This window comes from Xanthomonas nasturtii, from assembly GCF_001660815.1.
In the GTDB taxonomy this organism is placed as follows: Bacteria; Pseudomonadota; Gammaproteobacteria; order Xanthomonadales; family Xanthomonadaceae; genus Xanthomonas; species Xanthomonas nasturtii.
Window position 1 is genome coordinate 17,353 of record NZ_LYMI01000014.1, and the last position, 23,568, is coordinate 40,920.

At 65.9% G+C, this 23,568-nt stretch carries 11 protein-coding genes; 2 read left to right on the forward strand and 9 right to left on the reverse strand.

The window, feature by feature from the left end; translation table 11 throughout:
• Positions 1-74: 74 nt before the first annotated feature.
• The 8 genes from A7D16_RS06900 to glyQ form a co-directional block, all read right to left on the reverse strand.
• Positions 75-302 carry a hypothetical protein gene (locus tag A7D16_RS06900; protein ID WP_064631115.1) on the reverse strand — a complete coding sequence of 76 codons (228 nt, stop codon included), beginning with the start codon at positions 300-302 and terminating at the stop codon, positions 75-77.
• On the reverse strand, positions 283-732 hold the full coding sequence (locus A7D16_RS06905) for a hypothetical protein (RefSeq protein ID WP_064631191.1): 450 nt from the start codon (positions 730-732) through the stop codon (positions 283-285). Before A7D16_RS06905 ends, A7D16_RS06900 begins: the two co-directional genes overlap by 20 nt.
• 10 nt (positions 733-742) lie before the next feature.
• Positions 743-1,171, reverse strand: a complete 429-nt coding sequence (locus A7D16_RS06910) for a hypothetical protein (protein ID WP_064631116.1) — start codon at positions 1,169-1,171, stop codon at positions 743-745.
• 229 nt (positions 1,172-1,400) lie between these two features.
• The gene (locus tag A7D16_RS06915) at positions 1,401-1,934 is read right to left on the reverse strand and encodes a hypothetical protein (RefSeq protein ID WP_064631117.1); all 534 of its coding nucleotides are present in this window, start codon (positions 1,932-1,934) and stop codon (positions 1,401-1,403) included.
• 47 nt (positions 1,935-1,981) lie between these two features.
• Positions 1,982-5,836 carry a translocation/assembly module TamB domain-containing protein gene (locus A7D16_RS06920; RefSeq protein WP_064631119.1) on the reverse strand — a complete coding sequence of 1,285 codons (3,855 nt, stop codon included), beginning with the start codon at positions 5,834-5,836 and terminating at the stop codon, positions 1,982-1,984.
• Positions 5,833-7,617, reverse strand: a complete 1,785-nt coding sequence (locus A7D16_RS06925; RefSeq protein WP_161945024.1) for an autotransporter assembly complex protein TamA — start codon at positions 7,615-7,617, stop codon at positions 5,833-5,835. Before A7D16_RS06925 ends, A7D16_RS06920 begins: the two co-directional genes overlap by 4 nt.
• Before the next feature lie 349 nt (positions 7,618-7,966).
• Positions 7,967-10,231, reverse strand: coding sequence for a glycine--tRNA ligase subunit beta (glyS, locus tag A7D16_RS06930; protein WP_064631121.1), 2,265 nt, complete (start codon positions 10,229-10,231; stop codon positions 7,967-7,969).
• 300 nt (positions 10,232-10,531) lie between these two features.
• Complete coding sequence (glyQ, locus tag A7D16_RS06935; protein WP_064631123.1) at positions 10,532-11,440, reverse strand: glycine--tRNA ligase subunit alpha; 909 nt, start codon at positions 11,438-11,440, stop codon at positions 10,532-10,534.
• Positions 11,441-11,530: 90 nt separating this feature from the next.
• Here glyQ and A7D16_RS06940 point away from each other — a divergent pair, with 90 nt between their 5' ends.
• Positions 11,531-13,345, forward strand: coding sequence for a GspE/PulE family protein (locus tag A7D16_RS06940; RefSeq protein WP_064631125.1), 1,815 nt, complete (start codon positions 11,531-11,533; stop codon positions 13,343-13,345).
• 379 nt (positions 13,346-13,724) lie between these two features.
• Here the strand turns inward: A7D16_RS06940 and xopAD are convergent, their stop codons facing one another.
• On the reverse strand, positions 13,725-22,295 hold the full coding sequence (gene xopAD, locus A7D16_RS06945; RefSeq protein WP_153043139.1) for a XopAD/skwp family type III secretion system effector: 8,571 nt from the start codon (positions 22,293-22,295) through the stop codon (positions 13,725-13,727).
• A gap of 470 nt (positions 22,296-22,765) precedes the next feature.
• Here xopAD and A7D16_RS06950 point away from each other — a divergent pair, with 470 nt between their 5' ends.
• Positions 22,766-23,518 (forward strand): glutamine amidotransferase, encoded by a 753-nt coding sequence (locus A7D16_RS06950; protein ID WP_064631129.1) that lies wholly within the window; start codon positions 22,766-22,768, stop codon positions 23,516-23,518.
• Positions 23,519-23,568: the final 50 nt, after the last annotated feature.

Consider the following 23,568-nt stretch of genomic DNA (forward strand, 5'->3'; position numbering starts at 1 on the left):
TGCGGTGGACTGCCGATGCCTGCGCGCCGGTTGGCGCGGCGGCAATGACTTACATCGGAATCCCGTGCAAACCGCTACAACCGCGTAACCTGGCACAGCCGGATCTGCCCAGCCTCCAGCCCATGCGCCTCGGCCGCGCGACGGCGCAATGCGCACACCAGTCCGGCGGCATCCAACTCACCCTCGGCAGGTACCTCCACGCTGTGGGCGAGTTGCCCCCACAGCACCGGCCGACCATCGCAATAGCCTTCGTAGTCGGCGAAGTAATGCAGCTGGCGCGGCTCAGGTACCGACGTGGACATCGCCCTGAATCTCCGTGCAGCCCAGATGTTCCAACGCGATTTCCAGCCCCAGCAGATAGCTCTGCGCGCAGTAACAACGCACCGTGGCGATGCATTCGCCAAGACCCGCCGGCAGGCAACGCTCCGGCCGATCGGCACTGTCGTCGTGCGTTTCCACATAGGGATAGCGCAACGATGCCAGCACCCGATGCAGCCGCACGCTGTCCACGCAACTTCCCGGATCAATCAACGCGATTTCCATCCGCGCCTGACCGGCCACGCGCAAGGCATCCAGCAATTCCTGCTCCGAGCTACAAGCCCGCAGCGCCACCGTCCTGCCCGCATCCGCGGCACACTGCACCAGCTGCCGGATGACGGCCCGCGGCAATGGCTGCGGCCCGCGCACCAACGGCATCGCCGCCTCCGGCCCACGCAAGATCATGATCGACATGGCATGCTCCTCAGGCAGCAACGCACAATGGCGCGTGCAACGACGGCAGGCAGCGCGCAGCAATGCCCAGCGACATCGCATACGCACGCGGCGCATCGTGCGGCGTGATCACCACCGCCAACGGCGCGTGCTGCGCATGCAGCCACGGCTCCAGTTCCTGATCGGCATCGGTATGCAGCTCGATATACGGCGTAGGCAATGCATCCACGGCAACGCGCAAGGCCTTCGCACAACTGCGCTCAGACAACGGTAGATCGCCCGAATCCAGCAACACCAGCTCCACCTCGGCATTGCCACCGGCCGCATGCAACTCGGCGATCAAGCTCTCCACATCGGCACACGCCAACGTGCGCAATGCACGGCCAGCACACTCAGGCAACAGCATCGGCACCAACGGCGCCGGACCAGCCTGAGGACCTTGCAAAATCAGGATACACATCGTGTTTGGCTCAACGCACCACTGTGCGGGAGTGCCAAGGTAGGCTTGGGGTGCGTAAAGGGGCTAGGCACGCGCCGAAGTGCTGGCATAAAGAGTGAGTAAAACGTATGGAAACCGACGCATGTCGGCCGGTCTCCCACCCTCCAAGAAAGGGCAAACTTAGTAGCGCTAAAGCTCGATCACGGCGTGCAACAACGGCCTTTTCCTGGGCTTGAACAAGCCTAAAGCATTACGCTGTTTGATTGAGACACCCCCTTTCGGCCAGATATCCAAGCATCCATCCGTACAAAAGGCCGGCAGTGATTTTGAAGTCCCAAATTGGATCACCTTCTCCAAACTGACGCTTGCCGCTACCTGTGCTGTAGAGCTCAATCGCGCTCACCATGACGCTGGGGACACTCGCAAATAGCACCTCGCGCACAGCATCTACTTTTTCGGCAAATCTGGAAACATCTTCGCGTTTAAGCTGATGGCCGAGCCTATGCCCTAGTTTATTTCGCAGTCCATTTAACTCAAGCGCCGCTAGTCCCATCTCCACTGGCATGCCAAATGCAGTGGCGAGCTGAACTTTGTGAGAAAAGTTCTGAGGCACCGTGATTATCTTTGCGATTTCGGTCGTTATTGACGAATTTAACAGTACAGCCAGCAACTCCTCAACATGAAGATGGAGACGAAGTACGCAGCCGATAATATCTTCAGTCTCGAGGGCCCTGACAAATTCGTCTTGAGAAGAGGGCCCGATAAAATCTGCAGTAGTTATCATTAGTTGTCCTTCGCGCTCTTGCCGTACTCGCTCTTCTGGACCGGAAGCTACTTCTCCCGCCGCCAGTTCACCGACCCCTTGGTCTCCACCGTGCTCGATTCGGCTTCCACGTCGAAGCCGCGGCTGAGCAGGTATTTCAGCGTCAGCACCGAGCCGCCGCCGATCATCGAGACACCGTAGCCGACGTACAACTTGGGCGAGAGATATTTGCCGAAGCCCACCACCGAGCCCAGGGTGCTGGATTGGCTGACGCCGGCTTCGTCCAGGCCGAGCTTGGCGCCAATCTGCGAGGCGATCAGGCTGCTGCCGGCCGACAGTGCCGCCGAGGCGGCGCTGACCTGCTGGGTTTCGTCGCTGCTGGCGGTGGACAGCCCGCGGCCAAGCACCAGGTAGGAAAGTGCTTCGGATTGCGACATGGCCGGCTCGGACCACACATCGGCGCGCGGCGATTCGGCGCGGCCACTGACGTCGATGCCGGCGGTGACATCGCCGATCTTGCGTTCGGCGCGCAGGCTCACGCGCGGGTCGGAGACGATGTTGTTGTTCCAGGTCAACTGGCCGCGGCTGATGGTCAGATCCTGGCCATAGGCCTTGTAGCGGCCACGCACATCCAGCCCGCCGTTGGCCGTCATTTCGCGCCCCGGGCGCGCGCGGATCTGCATCTGCCCGCTCAGCCCCCCCTTCAGGCCGAAGCCGCTCATGTTGACCTTGTCGCCGAGCACGATGGCCAGGTCCATATCCAGCGGCGAGGCCGGCGTTTCTTCCGGATCCACCGGATCCAGTACCACCACGTCCTCGGACACCGAGGTGCCGCGGTCCAGCCGCTCCAGATCGATGTCGGCTTCGGGCACGGTGACCTTGCCGCGCAGCTGCATGGTGTTGTCGGTGATACCGAACTGCATGTCCGGGTTGGCGATGATGCGCAGCTCGCTGGTGTTGTAGGCCAGCACATTCTGCCCGCGGATATTGAGCAGCAACGGCGTGCTGGTGCCGAACCACGACAGGCCGCCGTCGATATTCAGCGTGCCCTCGCCGGATCTGGCCGAGGCGGTGATCTTGGCCGAACCATCGGGCAGCGCGTCGAAACGGCCCTTGCCCTCGCTCAAGGTCAAACCCATCGACGGGTATTCGGCAGTGAAATCGCTCAGGGTGGCATCGCCGCCGAGCAGCGGCTTGTCGCGGGTGCCGCGCAGGCTTACATGGCCTTCGACCAGACCCTTGGGTCGCACCACGTCAGCCACGACCAACTCCAGCCAGTACAGCCGCGACATGTTGAGATACAACTCGCCGTTGAGCGGCGCATACGCATCCCAGCCAGTGTTGAACTTGGCATCCACAAAGCCCGCGCCCTGGAAGCCGATACCGAGCTTGGCCTGGATCTGCTGCTGGGTGAAATCGGCCTGCACGCTGAATTGGTCGTAGCGCAGCGACTCGCCGCGATTGGGATTGCCGGCCACCGCGGCGTAGCGGGTTTCGCCGAGGCGGATGCCGCCCTCCGGCGAGGCGATGCGCAGGCTGCCTTCCCAGGCATTGCCGCGCGGCTTGAAGCTGCCGTCCAGCGACAGCTCGCCGCGCAGATAGATCTGCCGGCCTTCCTGCTTGGGCAACCACGGTTGCACCAGCGCCAGCGGCAATGCGTCGCCGTGGACCACCATGCCCTCACGCGGCCAGTTGGCGCTGGCGCATAACGCGCCGCCGGTGGCCGCGCCCAGGCAGGTATCGGACAAGGTAAATGCGGCGCCATCGGTGCTGAACTGCGCCGGCTGGCGCAGCGCCCAGGCATCGCCCTTGGACGGGGCGATCCGCAGCGTGGCGAGCTGGCCCTGCCAGCGCTCGCCATTGCGGCGCACATCACCCTGCAAGGCGACGCTGGCCATGCTGTTGGCGATCTCTGCATCAAGCCGCAGCGCTTCCACCGCGCCGCGCGCCTGCACGCGCACGCTGTCCAGCACCACGCCGGCTTCGATCGCGGTGCCCTGCAAGGCCAGTTGCCCGTCGCTGCCGCGCCACGGCAGCCGCCCACGCAGACTGATGCTCTGCGCGCTATAGGTGTTCCAACGCAGGCCGTTGCCGGCGATGTCGGCGGTGATGTCCGGCGCATCGCGCTTGCCGCTGACCTGCAGTTGCCCGCGCACGGTGCCGGTGGCCCCAGGCAGCGCGTCGTCCAGTTGCAGCGGCTGCAGCTGTGCGGCGATGTCCAGCTGGTCGCCGACCTTGCCCTTGGCAGTGATGCGGCTATTGCCCAGCGCCAGCTGCAGTTCGCCCTCGCCCTGCTCACCGCGCAAGGCGAACTTGCCATTGGCCGACAGTGCGCGCTGGCGCAGCTGGCCGGTCAGGGTCGGAATATCCGCGGTGGCCTCGAAGCCCGGCGACACGCCGCCGGCCGGTGCCGGCAACTGCCGGCCCTTGGAAGCGACGTTGCCAGAGAGATTGCCGTTCCAGCCCGGCGCAAAATAGCCCGGGTCGAACTTGGCCAGCTGAGCGGTGACATCCCATTGCAGTTCCGGTGCCCAGCCCACCTCGCCGGTGACATCCAGCGAGCCGCCCGGCGTCTTGGCCTGCACCTGCTTGAGCTGCGCGCGTTGGTCGTTGCCGCGGCTATCGAACACCAGCGCGGCCTGTTGGCCGTCGCGCTCCAGCGTGGCGCGGCCGATCGCCGCCCAGGCCTTCAAGGTGCCGGCAACGCCCAGGCGCGCCTCTTTCAACTCCACCGGCACCAGCGGTGCATCCGGGGTGGCCGGGTCTGGCGTCGGGGTGAAGCGCAGGCCACTGGCATTGACGGCAAAACGGAAACTCGGATTCTGGGTATCGCGGAAGTCGGCGGTGCCGCGCAGTTGCGTGCGGCCTTCGAAGGTGTCGATCACCAGCGGTTCGACGGTCAGTACCTGATCGGCCAGGCTGATATGCGACGGCTGCAGGGTGGCGCTCAACTCGCCCTGTTTGACGCTGCCCTGCAGGTCGGCGTTGCCGCCCTTGCCGGAGGCGGTCAGGTTCAATGCGATCGGCGTGGCCGGCGCGCTGGCCGCGCCATCGGCAGCCGGAATCAACAGCGAGGTATCCAATGCCTCGGTGACGGCCTTGAACGCCCAGGTCGGGTCGTCGCGGCCGGTGAACACCAGGCTGGCGTGCAGCGGTGCCGGCGCGCGGCCGGCGATGGCCACTTCCATCTTGTCCAGATCGCCGCGTGCCACCAGCCCCAGGCTGGCCGGCGTGCGCCCGCGTGCGGCCGGCAGCACCGCGGTGGCGGTGAGGTCGGCGCGGTAATCGTCGTTGGGGATGTAGTCGCCATGCAGGCGGAAATCGCCCATGTCGGTGTCGACCACCAGATCGCGCGTGCGCAGCTCGCCGGTGGCCACTTCCAGGCCACCCTGCACGGTGTGCAGCACGATCATCGGCTGCTGCAGCTGGGTGATGCGCAGGTTCTGCACATCGATCTTGTCGGCCTGGATCGCCAGCGGCACGTTGATCTGCGGCAGCGACTCGGGCCAGCTGGGCAAGGTGAACGGTTCGTCGCTCTTGCCGAGGTTCAAGGTGGCGTTGCTGACCTGCACCGCATCCAGTTGCAGCTTGCGGCCGAGCAGCGGGCGCAGGTCCGGTTCCAGATACACGCGCTCGGCGGTGAAGTGGATGTCCTGATACTTGAAGTCGACATCGCGCAAGGTCAGCGGGCCGGCCACCGGGCCTTCGACCTTGCCGTAGGTGAAGGTGGCGCCGACCGGCAGGCGCGCCACGACCTGCGCCAGCAACACATCGCGCCCGGCCACGGTCTGCAGCAACCAATACACCGCGATCAAGGCCAGCAGCACCAGGCCCAGCACGGTCAGGCCCGAGCCCACCCAGAACCGGCGCCGGCGATAGAAGCGCGCGCGGCGCGGTGCAGGGGTTGGCGTGGGTGCGCTCACAGGTTGGCCCCGATATCGATGTAGAGCTGGAACTGCGAGTCGGGGTCATTCAAACCATGCGCGATATCCACGCGCACCGGGCCCACCGGCGAGCGCCACCGCAAGCCGAAGCCGATACCGGTGTGCCAATCGGGCGTGTCGTCGAAGGCGCTACCGCTGTCGACGAACACCGCCCCGCCCCACGGGCCGCCCTTGAGGTAATGCTCGTACTCGGCACTCGCGGTGACCGCGTTCTTGGCACCCAGCGCGAATTCGTCCGGCTTGGGCGTGCGTGGGCCGACTTCGCGGAACGCATAACCGCGAATGCTGTTGGCGCCGCCGGCAAAGAAGCGCAGGCTCGGCGGCATCGCCACCAGATCGCTGGTCCAGGTGGTGCCGCCTTCGCCGCGCAGGATCACCCGCCCGTTGTCGCCGGCACCCAGAAACCAGCGCAGCTGGCCGTAGACCTGGCCGAAGTTGGTATCCGAGCCGGCGCCTTCGGCACCGCCGCGGATGAACGCCTGCCCGGACACACCACTGCGCGGAAACAGGCGGTCGTCGACGTTGACGTAGTTCACCTGCAACTGCGGATAGACCAGCGTGGAGGTTTCGTACACCGCGCCTTCGAAATCGTCGCCACTGCTGAAACGCCAGCGCTCGCGCAAGGCGTTGATGGAGGCGATCGCGCTCCAGCGCTCGTTGATCTGGCCGCTGCGGCTGCCGGTGAGCTTGACGTTGCGCAGGTCGATGTATTCGGTCTGTTCGTCATACAACCGCGCCGAGGCCGTATACCAGCCGTCCAGCCAGCGAAACGCCGGCACCCGGTAACTGGTGGTCAGGCTCTTGCGGTTCTGCGCGTAGTCCAGCTGCGTGTCCATCTTGTGGCCGCGCGAATTGACGTAACGTCGCTCCACGCCGCCGCGCACACCGGCGCCGCTCTCGCTGCCGTAGCTCAGACCGGAGGTATAGACGGTGCGCTTGGCGCGGGTGAGCTTGACCTCGACCGGCACGCGGCCATCGGCGTCGGCTTCTTCGGGCTTGGGCTGGATATCGATGGTGCTGAAGTAATCCAGCTTGGTCAGCGACTCGCGCAGGCGATCCAGCTTGCCTTCATGGTAGTAACTGCCCTCGTCCCAGTACACCAGCGGCTCGAACAGGCCGGGGCGGAAGTAGTCGTAGTCGAAGCGCACCTTGCCCATGTCGTAGCGGCGGCCGCTGTCCCAGTTCAGATCGATATCGGCGGCGTGCTCTGCGCGCGTCACCGCAACGCGGCGCTGGGTGAAATCGGCATCGAAGTAACCGCGCTCGGCCAGACGCCGGGTGATGCGCACCTTGCTGGCTTCATATTGCGGATGACTGAAGACCTGGCCTTCGCGCGGTTCGAACTGCTTGAGATCCTGGCCCAGGTAACGGTCCTGCTCGGCCCAGCCGGTGATGGAGATATGCGACTGCCGCACGCGTACCGGTTCGCCGCGCTCCACGGTGATCACCACCGTCACCTTGTCGCCGGTGCGCGGTGCGGCCAGCTCGATGGTTGGCGAGTAATAGCCAAAGGGCTCCAGCGCTTCGCGCGTCTGCCGCTCCGCCTGGGCCAGCAGGTACTCCAATCGCGACTCGCCCTGCTCCTTGCCCACGGCCTCGTACAGAGACAGGGAGACCTGGATGTTCTCGATCATCTCCGCGTCGGCGCCGCCGTCCAAGCCCTTGATTTCGATCTTGTCGATGGTTGCCCGGGCGAAGACAGGGCCGGCCAGGATGCACAAAAGCAAGAGAACGGGGCGAACCCGGAAAATGAATCGCATTGGCGCAGGATACCGGGAGGACCGCGAAGGTCTGTTAATGGGGCGTCTAGGGGTCGAGAGTGCCATGTCCCCTGTCACGTGCGCATGCACATTCACGCACATGTCGTTGGCCAAACGAGATCGCAGTCCTTGAGCGTGCATGGACGTCGGGAGGCAATCCCCTCACAGGGCCGACAGACCCGTAGAGGTCGACCTGATGCAACGTTTTCCTTTACCGGGAGGATGAGGCATCCATGCATCGTGTCGCACCACGGCGGCACCGCTGCGGCGCACCACTGATGAATCGGTCAGGCGCGGATATCACGGGCCGGTGCGTGACGGCGGCAAGGGCCGTCACGCCCATCGTCAATCAACTGGACAGATGCTCGATGGCGGCAACGCTGCCGAGACGGTCGCCGAGCTTCTTCAGCAAGGCCAGTCGGTTGGCGCGCAGTTGCGGGTCTTCGGCATTGACCATCACGCCATCGAAGAAGGCATCCACCTGCGGGCGCAGGCGGGCCAGGCGGGCCAGCACGGCGACGTAGTCGTGGCGATGCAGCGCATCGCCGGTGTCGCCGATGGCCGCTTCCACGGCTTCGGCCAGGGCTTCTTCGGCCGGTTCGCGCAGCAGGCTGGTGTCGATGTCGCCGGGGATGTCGCCCTCGACCTTGCGCAGGATATTGCGGATGCGCTTGTTGGCGGCGGCCAGGGCTGCGGCTTCGGGCAGCGTGGCGAAGATGCCGATCGCATCGATGCGGCGGTCGAAGTCGTAGAGGGAACCGTGGGTTGCGCCCGGGTGCGCTCCTACGAGCCCCGTAGGAGCGCCCTCGGGCGCGACCGAGAACAGTGCGGCGACCGCATTGAAGTGGGTTGCCGGCACACCTTTGTCGGCGTAATAGCCGCGTAGGCGGTCGAGGATGAAGTCGAAGATTTCATGAGTGCTGGACAACCACTTCGCTTCAAACTCTTTCTGCTCGGGCAATTTATCGAGTAATTTTTCGGTGTTAAAACTAATTCCCATCGACGACATATCACTTGAGAGGGGTTCTGCCTTAACCAGAAAATCAACAGATCGCTTTCTGGTAGCTGCTAGCTCAGCATTGATAACCGCAGTGAGCACGCACTGTTTTAGGTTGAGATCAAACCCACTCTCAATCACCGTCCGCGCCAACCCCAGCGCATTACGCCGCAGCGCAAACGGGTCCTTGTTGCCGGTCGGCTTCAGCCCGGCCGCAAACCCACCGGCCAGCGTGTCCAGCCGCTCGGCGATCGCCAGTACCTTGCCCAGCGGCGACAGTGCGATGTCGTCGCCGGCAAAACGTGGTTGGTAGGCCTCGTCGATGGCCAGCGAAATCTCGCTCGGCTCGCCAGCGGCCTTGGCGTAGTGACGCCCGGCGATGCCCTGCAATTCCGGGAATTCGTTGACCATGCGCGATTGCAGGTCGTTCTTGGCCAGTTCCGCAGCGCGCCGGGCCTGCACCGGGTCGGCACCCACCTGCGGCGCAATCGCCTCGGCCAGTGCCGCCACGCGCGCGACCTTGTCGGCCACGCTGCCCAGCTTGGCCTGATACGTGACAGTAGCCAGGCCTGCGCCCATCGCTTCCAGCCCCTGCTTGAGGTCTTCGTCGAAGAAGAACTTGGCATCGGCAAAACGCGGGCGGATCACGCGCTCGTAGCCCTTGGCCACTTCGGCCACGTTCCGGGATTCGATATTGGCGATGCCGATGAACTGCTCGGTCAACTTGCCACCGTCATCCAGCACCGGGAAGAACTTCTGGTTGATCTCCATGGTTTCGATCAGCGCTTCCTGCGGCACCGCCAGGAAATCGCGCTCGAAACTGCACAGCACCGCCGACGGCCATTCGACCAGGTTGACCACCTGCTCCAGGTTGTCGTCGCTGATGCGCGCACTGCCGCCGGCCTGTTTGGCGGCCGCTTGCACTTCTTCGACGATGCGGGAGCGGCGCGCGTCGGCGTCCACCAGCACATGCGCTGCGCGTAGCGCGTCGATGTAGTCGCCCGGCGCAGCCAACGACACCGCGCCTTCATGCATGAAGCGGTGCCCGCGCGTCACGCGATCGCCGCGCACGCCCAGCAATTCGGCCGGAATCACCTCGTTACCGAACAACAACACCAGCCACTGCACCGGCCGTGCGAAGGCGTACTCGTGCGCGCCCCAGCGCATCGGCTTGGGGATCGGCATGGCAGCGATGGCTTCGCGCAGGATGTCGGGCAGCAACGCGGCAGTGCGCGCGCCCGGCGTCACCGCGCGATGCACGAAGCGCTCGCCCTTGGCGTCGCTGGTGCGCTCCAGCGCGGTCCAGTCGATGCCGGCTTTTGCCGCAAATCCAGCCAGCGCCTTGGTCGGCTTGCCTTCGGCATCCAGCGCGATAGTGAGATACGGCCCAAGCACTTCGGAGCGCTGCTCCGGCTGCTCGGTCGCCACGCCCGGCAGCAGCACCGCCAGCCGGCGCGGCGTGGACAACGGTTTGGCATCGCCGCGGGTGACCGCGATACCGCGCTTTTCCAGCCCGGCCAGCACACCGTCGAAGAAAGCCTGCGCCAGGCCCGGCAGCGCCCTGACCGGCAGCTCTTCGGTGCCCAGTTCGATCAGCAGGGGAAGTTGTTCGCTCATGTCAGGTGGACCTTGTGCATTGTTCCCTTCTCCCGTCGGGAGAAGGTGCCCCGAAGGGGCGGATGAGGGTACGGGCGAAGCTCTGTGGAGTTTGAGTGCATGAGGGCTGCGCCTCCGTCCCCTCACCCCAACCCCTCTCCCGACGGGAGAGGGGCTTGTTGCTTCCTTCTCCCACCGGGAGAAGGTGCCCCGAAAGGGGCGGATGAGGGTACGGGCGAAGCCCATGGAGTTTGGATGCAAGAGAGCTGCGCCTCCGTACCCTCACCCCAACCCCTCTCCCGGCGGGAGAGGGGCGTTGCGTTACTTCTTTACCCCGGGAAAGCCCAGCTTCTCGCGCTGCGCGTAATACGCCTGCGCCACGCCCTGGGCCAGCGCGCGTACCCGCAGGATGTAGCGCTGGCGTTCGGTCACGCTGATGGCGCGGCGCGCGTCCAGCAGGTTGAACGCGTGGCTGGCCTTGGTCACCTGCTCGTACGCCGGCAGCGGCAGGCCCACCTCGACCAACTGCTTGGCTTCGGCTTCGCAGGCATCGAAGCGATGGAACAGCTCGGCCACATTGGCGTGCTCGAAGTTGTAGGTGCTCTGCTCCACCTCGTTCTGGTGGTAAACATCGCCATACGTCACCGCAGCGCCATCCGGGCCGTAGGTCCACACCAGGTCGTAGACGTTGTCGCAGCTCTGCAGATACATGCACAACCGTTCCAACCCGTAGGTGATCTCGCCCAGCACCGGCTTGCACTCCAGGCCGCCAGCCTGCTGAAAGTAGGTGAACTGGGTCACCTCCATGCCGTTGAGCCAGACCTCCCAGCCCAGGCCCCATGCGCCGAGCGTGGGCGATTCCCAGTTGTCTTCGACAAAGCGCAGGTCGTGCACCAGCGGGTCGATGCCCAGCGCCTTGAGCGAGCCCAGGTACAGGTCCTGGATGTTGTCCGGGTTGGGCTTCATCGCCACCTGGTACTGGTAGTAGCGCTGCAGGCGGTTGGGATTTTCGCCGTAGCGGCCATCGGTGGGACGGCGCGAAGGTTGCACGTAGGCCGCATTCCACGGCTCCGGCCCCAGCGCGCGCAGGAAGGTGGCCGGATGGAACGTGCCTGCGCCCACTTCCAGGTCCAGCGGCTGGATCAGCACGCAGCCCTGCTCGGCCCAGTACTGGTTGAGGGTCTGGATCAGGCCCTGAAAAGTGATTGGAACGCGCCGGGAATCGGACATGCAGCAAAGGCCGTGCGGAAGGGGTGCGCTAGTATACCGGCCGACCCGTAGCGCTTTGCTGCGGAGCACCGCTGCAGGGGACCAACACGCATGGAACAGCGGCGCACCGCCGATCCGGATAACGCCGTGGCACTGCTGCCGCGCGGCCGGCTGATGTTCGACCCGGTGGCCGCTGCCCTGCTCGCCGATGGCATGGTGGTGCCGCACGAACACGAGCGTGTGCAGTTCTCCGCGGCCGGCGCGCGCACTGCCAGCGACGTGCATCCGCTGGTGCTGCTGGCCAATCTGAAGTTGCATGCCGCGCAGCCGCCGGCCGGTGAACTCGGGCTGGAACGGCTCACCGAGTGGCTGGCCACCCGCACCGGCCTGCGCTATCTACGTATCGATCCCACGCGCATCGATGTGGCCGCGGTCACCGGCGTGGTCTCGCATGCCTATGCGCGCCGCCACCGCATCCTGCCGCTGGCGCTGGATGCCGAACGGGTGCTGATCGCCACCAGCGAGCCGCTGGCGCTGGAATGGCTGGCCGACGTGCAGCACTTGAGCCGGCGCCGCATCGAGCTGGCGCTGATCAACCCGCTGGATCTGCATCGCTACACGATGGAGTTCTTCGGCGTGACCCAGTCGGTACGCGGCGCGCGCGGCGATGCGCGCAGCACCGAGTCGAACGCGGGCCTGCCCAGCTTCGAGCAATTGGTGGAGCTGGGCCGCGCCGGCGACGTCAATGCCGACGATCACCACATCGTGCATATCGTCGACTGGCTGCTGCAATACGCCTACGAGCAGCGGGCCAGCGACATCCATCTGGAGCCGCGCCGCGAGGCCGGGCGCATGCGCTTCCGCATCGATGGCGTGCTGCACAAGGTGCTGGAAGTGCCGCCGTCGGTGATGACTGCCGTGGTCAGCCGCATCAAGGTCCTAGGCCGCATGGACCTGGCCGAACGCCGCCGCCCGCAGGACGGCCGCATCAAGACCCGCTCGCCGGGCGGGCGCGAGGTGGAAATGCGTCTGTCCACCATGCCCACCGCGTTCGGCGAAAAATGCGTGATGCGCATCTTCGACCCGGATTCGGCGTTCAAGAGCATCGAGCAACTCGGTTTCAGCCCCGAAGAAGCCGCCGGCTGGAGCGCGCTGGTCGAGCGACCGCACGGCATCGTGCTGGTCACCGGCCCGACCGGTTCGGGCAAGACCACCACGCTGTATTCCACGCTCAAGCGCCTGGCCACGCCGGACGTGAACGTGTGCAGCGTGGAAGACCCGATCGAGATGATCGCGCCGGAATTCAACCAGATGCAGGTGCAGCAGAACATCGACCTGGATTTTGCCAGCGGCGTGCGCACGCTGCTGCGGCAGGACCCGGACATCATCATGATCGGCGAAATCCGCGACCTGGAAACTGCGCAGATGGCGGTGCAGGCTTCGCTCACCGGGCACCTGGTGTTGTCCACGCTGCACACCAACGATGCTGCCTCGGCGATCACCCGCCTGCTCGACCTGGGCGTGCCGCATTACCTGGTGGCCTCCACGCTCAACGGCGTGCTGGCGCAGCGGCTGGTGCGCACCCTGTGCGTGCACTGCAAGCGCCCGCACACGCTCAGCGACGACGCGTGGGCGGCCATCCGCGAGCCGGGCGAAGCGCTGCCGGAGGTGCTCAACGTGCACGCCCCGGTCGGCTGCCTGGAATGCCGCCGCACCGGCTATCTGGGCCGCGTGGGCCTGTACGAATTGCTTCCGGTCACCCCGCGCTTGCGCAGCCTGATACGCGCCGACACCGATCTGGCCAGCTTCAGCCACGCCGCCCGCGGCGAAGGCCTGCGCACCCTGCGCCGCACCGGCCTGGAAAAGGTCGCCGCCGGGCTGACCACGGTGGAAGAAGTGCTGTCGGTATTGCCGCCGCGGGAGTGAGCGGATCCTCCGTGCTGCTTGGGCGTGGTTGGCGACCGGCACGCGCGTGCATGATCGGAGGATTCTCGAGGCCGCAAGGCATCGAGGGTCGGAGGATTGAGTAGAGAATTTTTTGCGCACAGTGGGACCGATCCCTGCCGATCGCCCGTTTTCGCTCAGGCACGTTGTCGGTGGGCACGCACGCAGAAGCGTGCCCGGTTTCCACGCCGTTTTCGTACGCCGAGGGCTCGATCGCGATGACGGCGACAGACGCACGCGCTCGATGTTGCCGCACCAGTGCAACTCGGCGCTCATGCCGTCATGGTGGAGACGCCATCTGGCCCGCAGCTCGATCTTTCCAACTGTCGCACTTGTCCACGTTCCGGAAGATGGATTGGCCTCATGCACGCGCTCCCAGACGCCCGACCCCGGTGGGTTTGCGCACCTTGGCGGTCATCTCGTGCATGGCCTTTTGGTGCGCTGCGATCTCCTGCGTCAGTTTTGCCTGCCTGACCGGATCGGGTTGAGGTTTTTGCTGCTCCTTGGCCAGCCTGCTCTGCGCCAACTGCATCCGCTTGTAAGGCAGGTGCGTTTGCGCCTTGGCGTTGAAACTCTCGGCCGTGTGGAACTGCACTTCAAACGCGTAGCCCTCGGCGTCGGTGAAGCTGGCATTGATGCCCCGGTAGGTGCCGTCTCCCGAGGTGAAGTAATTTTTCAGGTTCACGCACGTGATTCCTTGCCGACGCAGTGCGTCCTGTGCCGCCAGCACCTTGATCACGAAACCCTCGGACGGCAGCTCAAGCGCATAGCGCAGCGCATCGCCCACGCTCTGCACGGCCTGTTCGGCAGTCATGCCGGCGCGCAGATGGTGCCGGATCTTGTCCTTGATCGAGGCGACCGATTTCTGGAACGGGGCCTGTTGCACCTGCTCGATCCGACCCTGCTTGGCGTCGTAGCGCACGTTGCCCCAGAGCCGCGCGCCCAAGCCTTCGGCCAGCGTGTCGAGCACAGGGGTCAGCGCCGCTTGCTTGCTTGCGGCGGTGTCGAACACACCGGATGCCGACGATGGGTCTGCAATGCCGGCAGTCTGCTCGGCGCCGGGCGTGGGCGTCGCGCTTGGCAACGCCGGCACGGTCTCTTCCTGCCAGTTGTCGATCTCCTCGCATCCTGGCGGCGAGGCCACGCGCTTGAAGGCCTCCAGTGCAGGCGCCTGCAAGGTGCGTTGCTCGGCCCGCGACGCACCGCCAACCGCCAGCGCATGGGCGCGCTTGTACAGATCGTGGAAGCGCTCCTTGAGCGCGAAGGTCTCCGGCGTGTGGAACTGGATCTCCCACAGTGCACCCTCCGGGCTGCGCAGCGTGACGTTGATGGCCTTGAAGACTGGCGGGTAATCGGTGAATTGATTGGTCAGCTTGACCCGTGCATGGCCCTGATCGTCCAGCGCAGCCAGCGTGGCGCGCAGACCGGTGGTGAAGTCCTGCGGTTCCAGCACCACGCTGTAGCGCAGCGCATCGTTGACGCCCGCCGCCGCTTCTTCCAGCGTCTGCTTTTTCAGTGCCACCCGCTGCTTGAGCTTTTCCTGCAACGAGCCGTAGGACTTCAGTTGATGCTGCATGCCGGCCAGTTGCCCACCATGGCGGGCGGCAATGCGCTGCAGCATGTCGGTGACCTGCGGCTCCATCTGGCGAGCGCGCCCGAGCAAGGCCTGTGCCTCAGCCGCAATGTCCTGCGGCTGCACGGCGCGCAGCCGCTCGGCCGGCGGCTGCGAGCGGGCGATCCAGCCGGCCTGCTGTAGCGCCTCGAGCGCGTCTTCCATGACGCCAGCGGCCATCGATGGCATGCGCTGCAGCAGCAGCTTGGTCTGTTCGGGATCGAAGCGCCCGTCCTGCATGGCCCGGGCGGTCGCCCTGCTGTATGGCGGGACGCGGACCCGCTCTGCGAAGCTGCGCTCGGACCGTTCGCAGGCCTCCACGATCTTGGCGAACAACGCCGTGCCGGTGTCGGACTTCAGCGCATCGGTGCCGACCTTGATGGCAATGGTGAACAGGTTGCGCATGGTCAGTTCCGGCTCGCCGGGGACCAGCCCGGGTTGCCCATCCGGAAACTGCGCATGCGATAGCCGGCACACCGGGTAGTTGTCCAGGATGGCGTGGATGCGCGCCTGCACGCCAGAGGCGGCCGCGTAGGCCTTGGCCAGGCCGGGAAACGCCTCGGCCAAGGCCTCGGGCAACGCCGGCGCGGCGCTGTCGGCGGCCGAGCCCGTCTCAAGCGCAAGCAGCTGCGCGTGCAGCAATGCGGCCGCTTCCCGCGCTTCGGGCAGATGCGCGCGCTCGATCGCATCGCGCGCCTGCACGCGCAGCGTGGCCAACACCACTGGATCGCGGGCCGGCTCTTCGAGCAGCTCGCGCAAACCGTTGCGCAACTCGCGCTCGATGCCATCGTAGGTGCCGAACATCATGTCGCGCGCCATCGCTTCACGCAGCGCGTCCGGTTGCGCCATGAAACGCGACGCCAGCGTGGCCGCCGCCGAGGTGATGCGCTGACCGCGCTTGAGGGACATGATCTCCGACAGCCGCCCGGGCTGGTAGTGGCCGGTGACCGGCTCGATGGCCGGCGTGGCCGTCTTCGGCGGCTTGAAGGACTGTTGCCGGCCGCGCAGGGCCTGGCGATCCACCATCACCCGCGAAATCAGCGCCGCCAGCTTGGGGTAGCCTGCGTAGACAAACGCGTCGTCGCCGTCGGTATCCATGTTGCGTTTGCGCAACTCGTCAATCGGCAGTGCGCCCAGGCGCCCAGGCTCCACGATGTCCTTGAGCCGCAGGCTGCCGGTGCTGAGGATGTCGCGCGGCAAGGCACCGCGGTCGCGGCCGCTCGTCCAGCACGACAGCGTCTTCAGATCTTCCTTGGAGCAGGCCAGGTCGGTGTCGCTGAACGCGGCCGGCCACTGCTGCTCGGGCACCACCACCAGCATGCCCTTGCTGTGCAGCATCTGCGGATCGGCGCCGGAACGATCATCGAAACCGGTGTAGCTGTACTGGATGCCGAAGCACCGCGAGAGGAACGCGGCGGTGGCGTCGCCCTTGGCCACGGTGGCGATGCGTTGCTCCGGCACCGGCAGCAGATTCTCCTTGTCGTAGGGGGGCTTGCCGAGCAGCAGCGGGCCGCCGGCCAGGTCGAAGGCCTGACTGCGCTGCAGCGGCAGATGCACCTTGTCGTCGGCCGAAGGCACCGCCCGCACCCGCTGCCCCTGGTAGCCGCCGCTGATCAGCGGCCGGTAGACCCACAACGGGTCATCGCCCGTCGGCTCCAGTGTCTGCAGCCGGTCCTGCATCGCCGCGTGCGCCTCTTCCAGTGCCGCCGCATCGCGCGGGTAATGGTGCAGCGCCTGCGCTGGCATCAGCGAAGGGCCCTTGTCCTTGGCCACCAGCTCGCGCTGCTCCTCGGTGGCCTGGTTCGCCTGCACTGCGTGCCAGGCATCGTAGTGCTTGCGGAAGGCCGGAATGGACAAGGCCGCCTCCAGTTTCAGGAAACCGCAGCCATCGTTGGGGCACAGCGCCAGGGCAGTGCCATCCACCGCCAACGGCTTGAACGGATGCGCAGGGCCCTCGACGTCATCGAACACGCCCAGGCGCAGCGTGCCCTCCACGACATGGTCACTGGGCACCATCTCCAGCAGCGAGCGCTGCATGCGCGACCAGTCCTCGCGTTGCGGAGCGAGCTTGGCGGCCAGCTGCATCAGGCTGCTGCCCGGGGCGGTGTCGGCATAGCGGAATGCCGGCAACAGCGACGCTGACTCCTTGCGTTGGGAAATCACCAGACTGCTGCTACCGGATTTGCTGCGCGCGGCGCGGCTGCCGCCGAACAGGTCCAAGCGCCAGGGCTCGCCGTTGTAGTTGAACGTCCGCGCGAGCATGAAGGTCGATATGTCACCAGGCAATTGCACCTCCACCAGCGGCAGCCCGGTCAGGCGTGCAAACAGCGAGTACGGCTTGTCCGATTCGGACCGATTGGTCGACAGCTCCTTGCCCACCAGATCGACCACCACATGGGTCGTGCTGCCGCGGCCGGGCGCCGGCGCCACCGGCCGACCGGGAACCGTGGACATGCTCAAGCGCCCACTGTCCAGGTCGAAGCGGGTCGGTGGATGGGCCTGGGTGATCGTCGGCGCGTCCTTGGCCATGCGCAGGTCCAGGGCGTCGAACACCTGCTCGCCGGCCTCGATCTGCGCGATCAGGTTCCAGCTCATCTCGCCGAGGTCCACCTCGATCGCCTCGCGCGTGCGCTCCAGCGTCAGGTCCACCCACTTCACCAGCTCGTCGCGGCGCTGGCGCAGCTGCTTGCGCGGGCCGTCAAGATGGCGCGCTTTCCATTGCCGGCTCACCACCGCGTAGGCCTTGAGCACCTGGTAGAAGGTCAGCGCCGGGCAGCGTGTTGCATGTTCTTCGATGTCGGCCGACGCGCCCTTCTCGCCGCCACGCAGATAAAGGTCGATCTTGCGTGCGACGATGGGCTGCAACGCATCGAACACACGCAATGCCTGGCCCCGATGGCGGGGCCTGAGCTCCGGACTGCGGATCAGCGGCAACAGTCCCATGCACAGGCTGCCGATCCCCTCAAGGCTGGCCTGGCGTAATCCATCGTCCCCGATGAGGGCCGACACCCGCTCCAGCGCCGGCTCCCCCAGCGGACGCATCTGGCGTTGCAGCCCCGCCGATGCAAGGGCCTTGAAGAGCACGCCGATTTCGGCGGCCGAGGCGGACGCAAACCGCTCGCGGTGCAGGTCGAGGTGGCCGGCCATCGCCTGCAGCTTGGCGATACCCAACGTCCGGAACGGCTCATCGTCCTCATCGTCTAGGTGCAGCAGCCGGGACATCGCGTTGGCCATCACCGCGATCCCACGCATCTGGAACTGCCGCCACGGCTGCTCGGCCGAGCCTGCGCGCTCGGCGAGCAGCACGAATGCCGAGTGGCACACCGGCCTGGCGAGACATTTGCTCAGCGCGTTGAGCGCGATGGCCACGCCTTGCGCGTCCAGGGCCTTGCGCAAGCCGGGCTCGTTGGCCAGCTTCGCAGCCAACAGGTCGGTGGCTGTCTCGCAGGCCGGGGAGCCGGGCCATTTGCTCAGGGCGTTGAGCGCTTGGGTCGCGTCGATAGGGCCGAAGCCCTTGCGCAAGTCCGGATCGTCGGTCAGCCGCGCGACCAGCGCCATGGCGGCGGCTGCACAGCTCTCGTCGGCGGGCCATTTGCTCATGGCGCCGAGCGCATTGGCAATGCCTTGCGGGTCCAGGGCATGGCGTAACCCGGGATCGTCGGCCAGCCGCGCGGCGAGCGCGTAGACCGCGTCGCCACAGACCGGCGTGTCGGGCCATTTGCTCAGGGCGTTGAGCACTAGGGGCACGCCGGAAAAGTCGAGGGCCCCGCACAACTCGGGGTCGTTGGTCAGCCGCTCGGCCAGCGCGTGGGCCGCGTCGCCACAGACCGGCGTGTCGGGCCATTTGCTCAGGGCGTTGAGCACTAGGGGCACGCTGGAAAAGTCGAGGGCCCCGCACAACTCGGGGTCGTTGGTCAGCCGCTCGGCCAGCGCGTGGACCGCGTCACCACAGAACGGCGTGTCGGGCCATTTGCTCAGGGCGTTGAGCACGGTCGCCACGCCATGCGGGGTCAGGGCCTGGCGTAACTCCAGATCGTCGGCCAGCCGCCCGGCCAGCGCACTGGCGGCAGCCGCACAGACAGGCGTGCCGAACCACTTGCTCAGGGCGTTGAGCACGCTCGCCACGTGGTGGGGCTCCAGGGATTTGCACAGCCGGGGCTCGTTGGCCAGCCGCTTGGCCAGCGCGCTGACGGCGGCCCCACAGATTGGCGTGTCGGACCACTTGCTCAGGGCATAGAGCACGCTTGCCACGCCTTGCGGGTCCAGCCCCTGGACCAACCCAGGGTCGTCGGCCAGCCGCTCGGCCAGCGCGCGGGCGGCTGCCGCACACACCTGGTTGTCCGGCCATTTGCTCAGGGCATGGAGCGCGTTGGCCACCTCTTGCGGCTTGAGCGCTTGGCGCACATCGGGCTCGGATGCCAGCCGCGCGGCCAATGCGTTGACCGCGTCGCCACAGACCGTCGTGTCGGGCCATTTGCTCAGGGCGTTGAGCGTGATGGCCAAGGCTTGCGGGTCCAGGGCGTTACGCAACCCAGGATCGTCGACCAGTCGTGCGGCCAGTGCACTGGCCGCCGTAGCACAATCTTCGTTGTCGGGCCATTTGCTCAGGGCGTTGAGTCCGGTGGCCACGTCAAATGGATTGAAGGCCGTGCGTAACTCCGGATCGTCGGCCAGCCGGCCGGCCAGCGCATTGGCGGCGGCCGCACAGTCCGCTTTGTCGGGCCATTTGCTCAAGGCATTCAACGCATTGGCCACGTCCAGTGAATTGAAGGCAGTGCGCAACAGGCCATCGTCGACGACGCGCCTGGCTAGCGCACTGGCGGCTTCGGCACAGGCCTGGTTGTTTGGCCATTTGCTCAAGGCATTCAACGCGTTGGTCAGGTCTACCGCGTTGAGTGCCTCGCGCAAGCCGGGGTCGTCGGCCAGGCGCTCGGCCAGCGCGCTGACGGCCTCGGCGCAATCGGCCATGTCGGGCCATTTGCATAGGGCGTTGAGCGCGGCGATCACGCTTTGCGGGTGGAGCGCCGTGCGCAAATCGGGCTCGCATGCCAGCCGCTGGGCCAGTGCGCTGGTGGCGGCCGCACAGCTCGCATTGTCGGACCACTTGCTCAAGGCTTTGAGCGCGACGGCCATCAGCAGCGGGTCGAGCGCCGCGCACACAGCAGGATCGGTGAGCCGCTTGGCCAGCGCGCTGCCGGCGGACGCGCAGACCTCGTTGTCAGGCCATTTGCTCAGGGCATGGAGCGCGGTGACCACTTCTTGCGGCTTCAGGGCGTCGCACACATCGGGCTCGCATGCCAGCCGCGCGGCCAGCGCGCTGCCGGCGGACGCACACACCTGGTCGTCGGGCCATTTGCTCACGGCACCCAGCGCTTGGGTCAGGTTGATCGCGTCGAGGGCCGTACACAACTCCGGCTCATGGGCCAGCCGCCAGGCCAACGCACTGACGGCCTGCCCACAGATCGGCGTATCGGGCCATTTGCTCAACGCGTTGAGCACGTTCGCCACGCCTTGGCGGTCCAGGGCCTGGCGCAACTCGGGATCGTCGACCAACCGCTCGGCCAGCGCACTGGCGGCCTCTGCGCAGACCGGCGTATCGGGCCATTTGCTCAGGGCGTTAAGTACGTTGGACACGCCTTGCGGGTACAAGTCTTCGCGCAGCTCGGGATCGTCTGCGAGCTGCCTGGCGAGCGCAGCGACGGCGGCCGCACCGACCGCGTCGTCGGGCCATTTGCTCAGGGCGTTGAGCACATTGGACACGCCTTGCCCATGCAAGGCCGCGCACAACGCGGGCTTGTCGGTCAGCCGCCCGGCCAGCACGCTTGCGGCGGCCGCACAGACCAGCGAAATGGGCCATTTGCTCAGGGCGTTGAGCGCTTGCGCCACGTTGATGGGATCCAGAGCCGCGCACAACGCGGGCTCGTCGGTCAGCCGCTCGGCCAGCACACTGGCGGCGGCCGCACAGACCGGAGAATTGGGCCATTTGCTCAGGGCATTGAGCGCATTGGTCAGTTCTTGCGGACTGAGGTCCTCGCGCAACTCGGGTTCGTCGGCCAGCCGCTCGGCCAGCGCGCCGACGGCGGCTCCACAGACCGACGTGTCGGGCCATTTGCTCAGGGCGTTGAGCGTGGTTGCCACGCCCTGGGCATCCATCGTATGACGCAAGCGGTTGTCGCTTGCAACACGCGCGGCGAGCCGATGCGCCGCGACCTGGCAATCCGGATGATCGGACCACTTGCTGAAGGTATTGAGTGCCAGGCTGATCTGCTGCCCATTCAGAGACTGCCAGGCGTGGTCATCACGCAGCAGGTGACGTGCCACACGCGCCACCGCGCGTTCACACCGACCGCTGTCGATATTTTTTGCGAAGGCGTTCAGGAGCAGAACGGACGGGTAGCTACCCAGCCCCAAAAGATCATCGGCCTGATCGACTTGCCCTGCGATCCACGCGATTGCCTCCATGCACGCGGGCTGGTGCGGGTGCTTGCTCAGCTTGTTGCCCACATGCGCCAGCTGCGTTAGCGATGTGCCTTCGAACCACCCGGTCTGGTAGAGGTACTGCGCTGCAAGCTCGGTGCAACGATCGAGATCGCGGGATGGCGTTACCCCCCTGCCGCGCCGTGCATTGGCAACCAGCTGAAGGTATTTGTCGAGCCGACTGGCGTTGACTTGCGCATGCAAACTCTCTTCCAGGAAGGGCAACGCCATCCCGCCACGCATGCGATCGGCCAGCTCGTTGTCGCATGCCATCGATACGCACAGGCCGGCGTTGTGGTTCCGCCCGATTCCGTGAGGCTCGCTCAACTGTCGCCGCTGTTGCTGTCGCTGCGCCTGTAGCCGTTTTTGTGCCGCCACGTCCAGATGATCTTCGGCCCTGCGCAGTTCGGCTGTCAGCCGCGTGCCATGGCCTGAGCGCTTTGACTGGCGATCGGGTTCTTGCTCTTCGCGCGAGCGTTTTCCTACGATTCGCTCGGGTTGCCGCTCGGTCGGTCGAAAATTTTCCCTTGTTTCCAAACCATGCTGCGTCGGTCGTTGGGGCCGACGATGCGATGAAGAGGCGCCGACGTCGGCGCTCACCTTGTCGGGGTACCGCTCGGTTTTAATGCGCTCGTTTTTTACGGCCGGGGGCTGCCTGTCGCGCGTCGACGCTCCTCGGTCATCCGACTCCATCCTCCGCCGTTTTCTAGGCGGCAGTTCAAGGGGTTGATGCGTGCCGCTGGTGCTGGCCGCTGCCTGATCCTTCGTTAGCCTGGGCTTTTCTTCAGGAGCGTAAGGCGAGTTTGTGCGGAATGCAGTTGGATGGGTGGCATGGGTTTTCATGCCCAAAATTTTTAGTCAACCTGCCCGCGAGCGACTTGTTCGATACGAAGTATCGACGACGTGTGCGACGCGCGCTGCGTATTGGACAAGTGGCTCCCAGCACATTGCATGGATGAACGCCTGGGATGCAGCACGCCGGCACGGTGACGTGCTCCGCAGCCGTCAAGCACAGTGTGTTGATTGCTATGCACGATTCGACGTTTTTCCATATCAATCCAGCCGAACCTTGCGTCAACCTGACCACAGCGACGGCACCAAGGCCCTGTCAGTCCAGTCATGCGCTTTTCTGCCGATATATACGGCGTGCCACCGTCGGCAACGCCCGTCACCACCACCGCCAACCAGCTGCGAGGGAATCAGGACATGTCATTCGGCAATGACCCGCAGCACGCGTCCTGGAGTGCCGCTTGAAAAAAACACGCCCCTGCCGCCTACAATCGGGGGCATCTGTCGTGTCCGGGTCTTCGCGCATGTCTGTTTTGCCGTTCCTGATCATCGAAACCGGGCACCCCGTGCCGGAGATGAAGCGCTACGGCCGTTTTCCGCACTGGATCCGGGTGGCGGCCGGGCTGGCCGAGCAGGAAACCGTGGCCATCGACGTCGCCAATGGCGACCCTCTGCCGGACCCCGCCGGCTTTGCCGGCGCCATTGTCAGTGGCTCGGCCGCGTTCGTCACCGACCGCGCCGACTGGAGCGAACGCAGTGCCGAATGGCTGCGTACCGCCGCCCATCAGGGCATGCCGCTGCTGGGCATCTGCTACGGGCACCAGTTGCTGGCGCACGCGCTCGGCGGTGAGGTCGACTACAACCCGGCCGGGCGCGAATCGGGCACCGTCGCGCTGGAACTGCACCCGCCGGCCGAGCAAGACCCTTTGTTTGCAGGCCTTCCGGCGCAGTTTCCGGCCCATGCCACGCATCTGCAGACGGTGGTGCGCGCACCGGACGGCGCCGTCGTGCTGGCGCATTCGCAGCAGGACCGCTGCCACGCATTCCGTTGGGGCCGGGCCACCTGGGGCGTGCAGTTCCACCCCGAATTTGCCACCCACCACATGCGCGGCTATGTCCGTGCGCGTGCCGAATGCATCGCCCGCCATGGCCGTTGCGCCCGCACGGTCGCCCGCGAGGTCACCGCCGCACCGGTCGCCCGCAAGCTGCTGCGCCGGTTCGTGCACCACGCACGCGGCATGCAAACAGTGCACGCTCATTCCGCCGCGCACACATAAAAGCAGCGATAATCGCGGTACGCCGGATGGTCCGGCGCGCGTATCGATTC

Coding starts and splice junctions, on each gene's coding strand:
- A7D16_RS06915 (WP_064631117.1), bottom strand. CDS start 1,934: ATGATAACTACTGCAGATTTTATCGGGCCCTCTTCTCAAGACGAATTT.
- A7D16_RS06940 (WP_064631125.1), top strand. CDS start 11,531: ATGGAACAGCGGCGCACCGCCGATCCGGATAACGCCGTGGCACTGCTG.
- A7D16_RS06950 (WP_064631129.1), top strand. CDS start 22,766: ATGTCTGTTTTGCCGTTCCTGATCATCGAAACCGGGCACCCCGTGCCG.
- A7D16_RS06925 (WP_161945024.1), bottom strand. CDS start 7,617: ATGCGATTCATTTTCCGGGTTCGCCCCGTTCTCTTGCTTTTGTGCATC.
- A7D16_RS06910 (WP_064631116.1), bottom strand. CDS start 1,171: ATGTGTATCCTGATTTTGCAAGGTCCTCAGGCTGGTCCGGCGCCGTTG.
- A7D16_RS06905 (WP_064631191.1), bottom strand. CDS start 732: ATGTCGATCATGATCTTGCGTGGGCCGGAGGCGGCGATGCCGTTGGTG.
- glyS (WP_064631121.1), bottom strand. CDS start 10,231: ATGAGCGAACAACTTCCCCTGCTGATCGAACTGGGCACCGAAGAGCTG.
- A7D16_RS06900 (WP_064631115.1), bottom strand. CDS start 302: ATGTCCACGTCGGTACCTGAGCCGCGCCAGCTGCATTACTTCGCCGAC.
- xopAD (WP_153043139.1), bottom strand. CDS start 22,295: ATGAAAACCCATGCCACCCATCCAACTGCATTCCGCACAAACTCGCCT.
- glyQ (WP_064631123.1), bottom strand. CDS start 11,440: ATGTCCGATTCCCGGCGCGTTCCAATCACTTTTCAGGGCCTGATCCAG.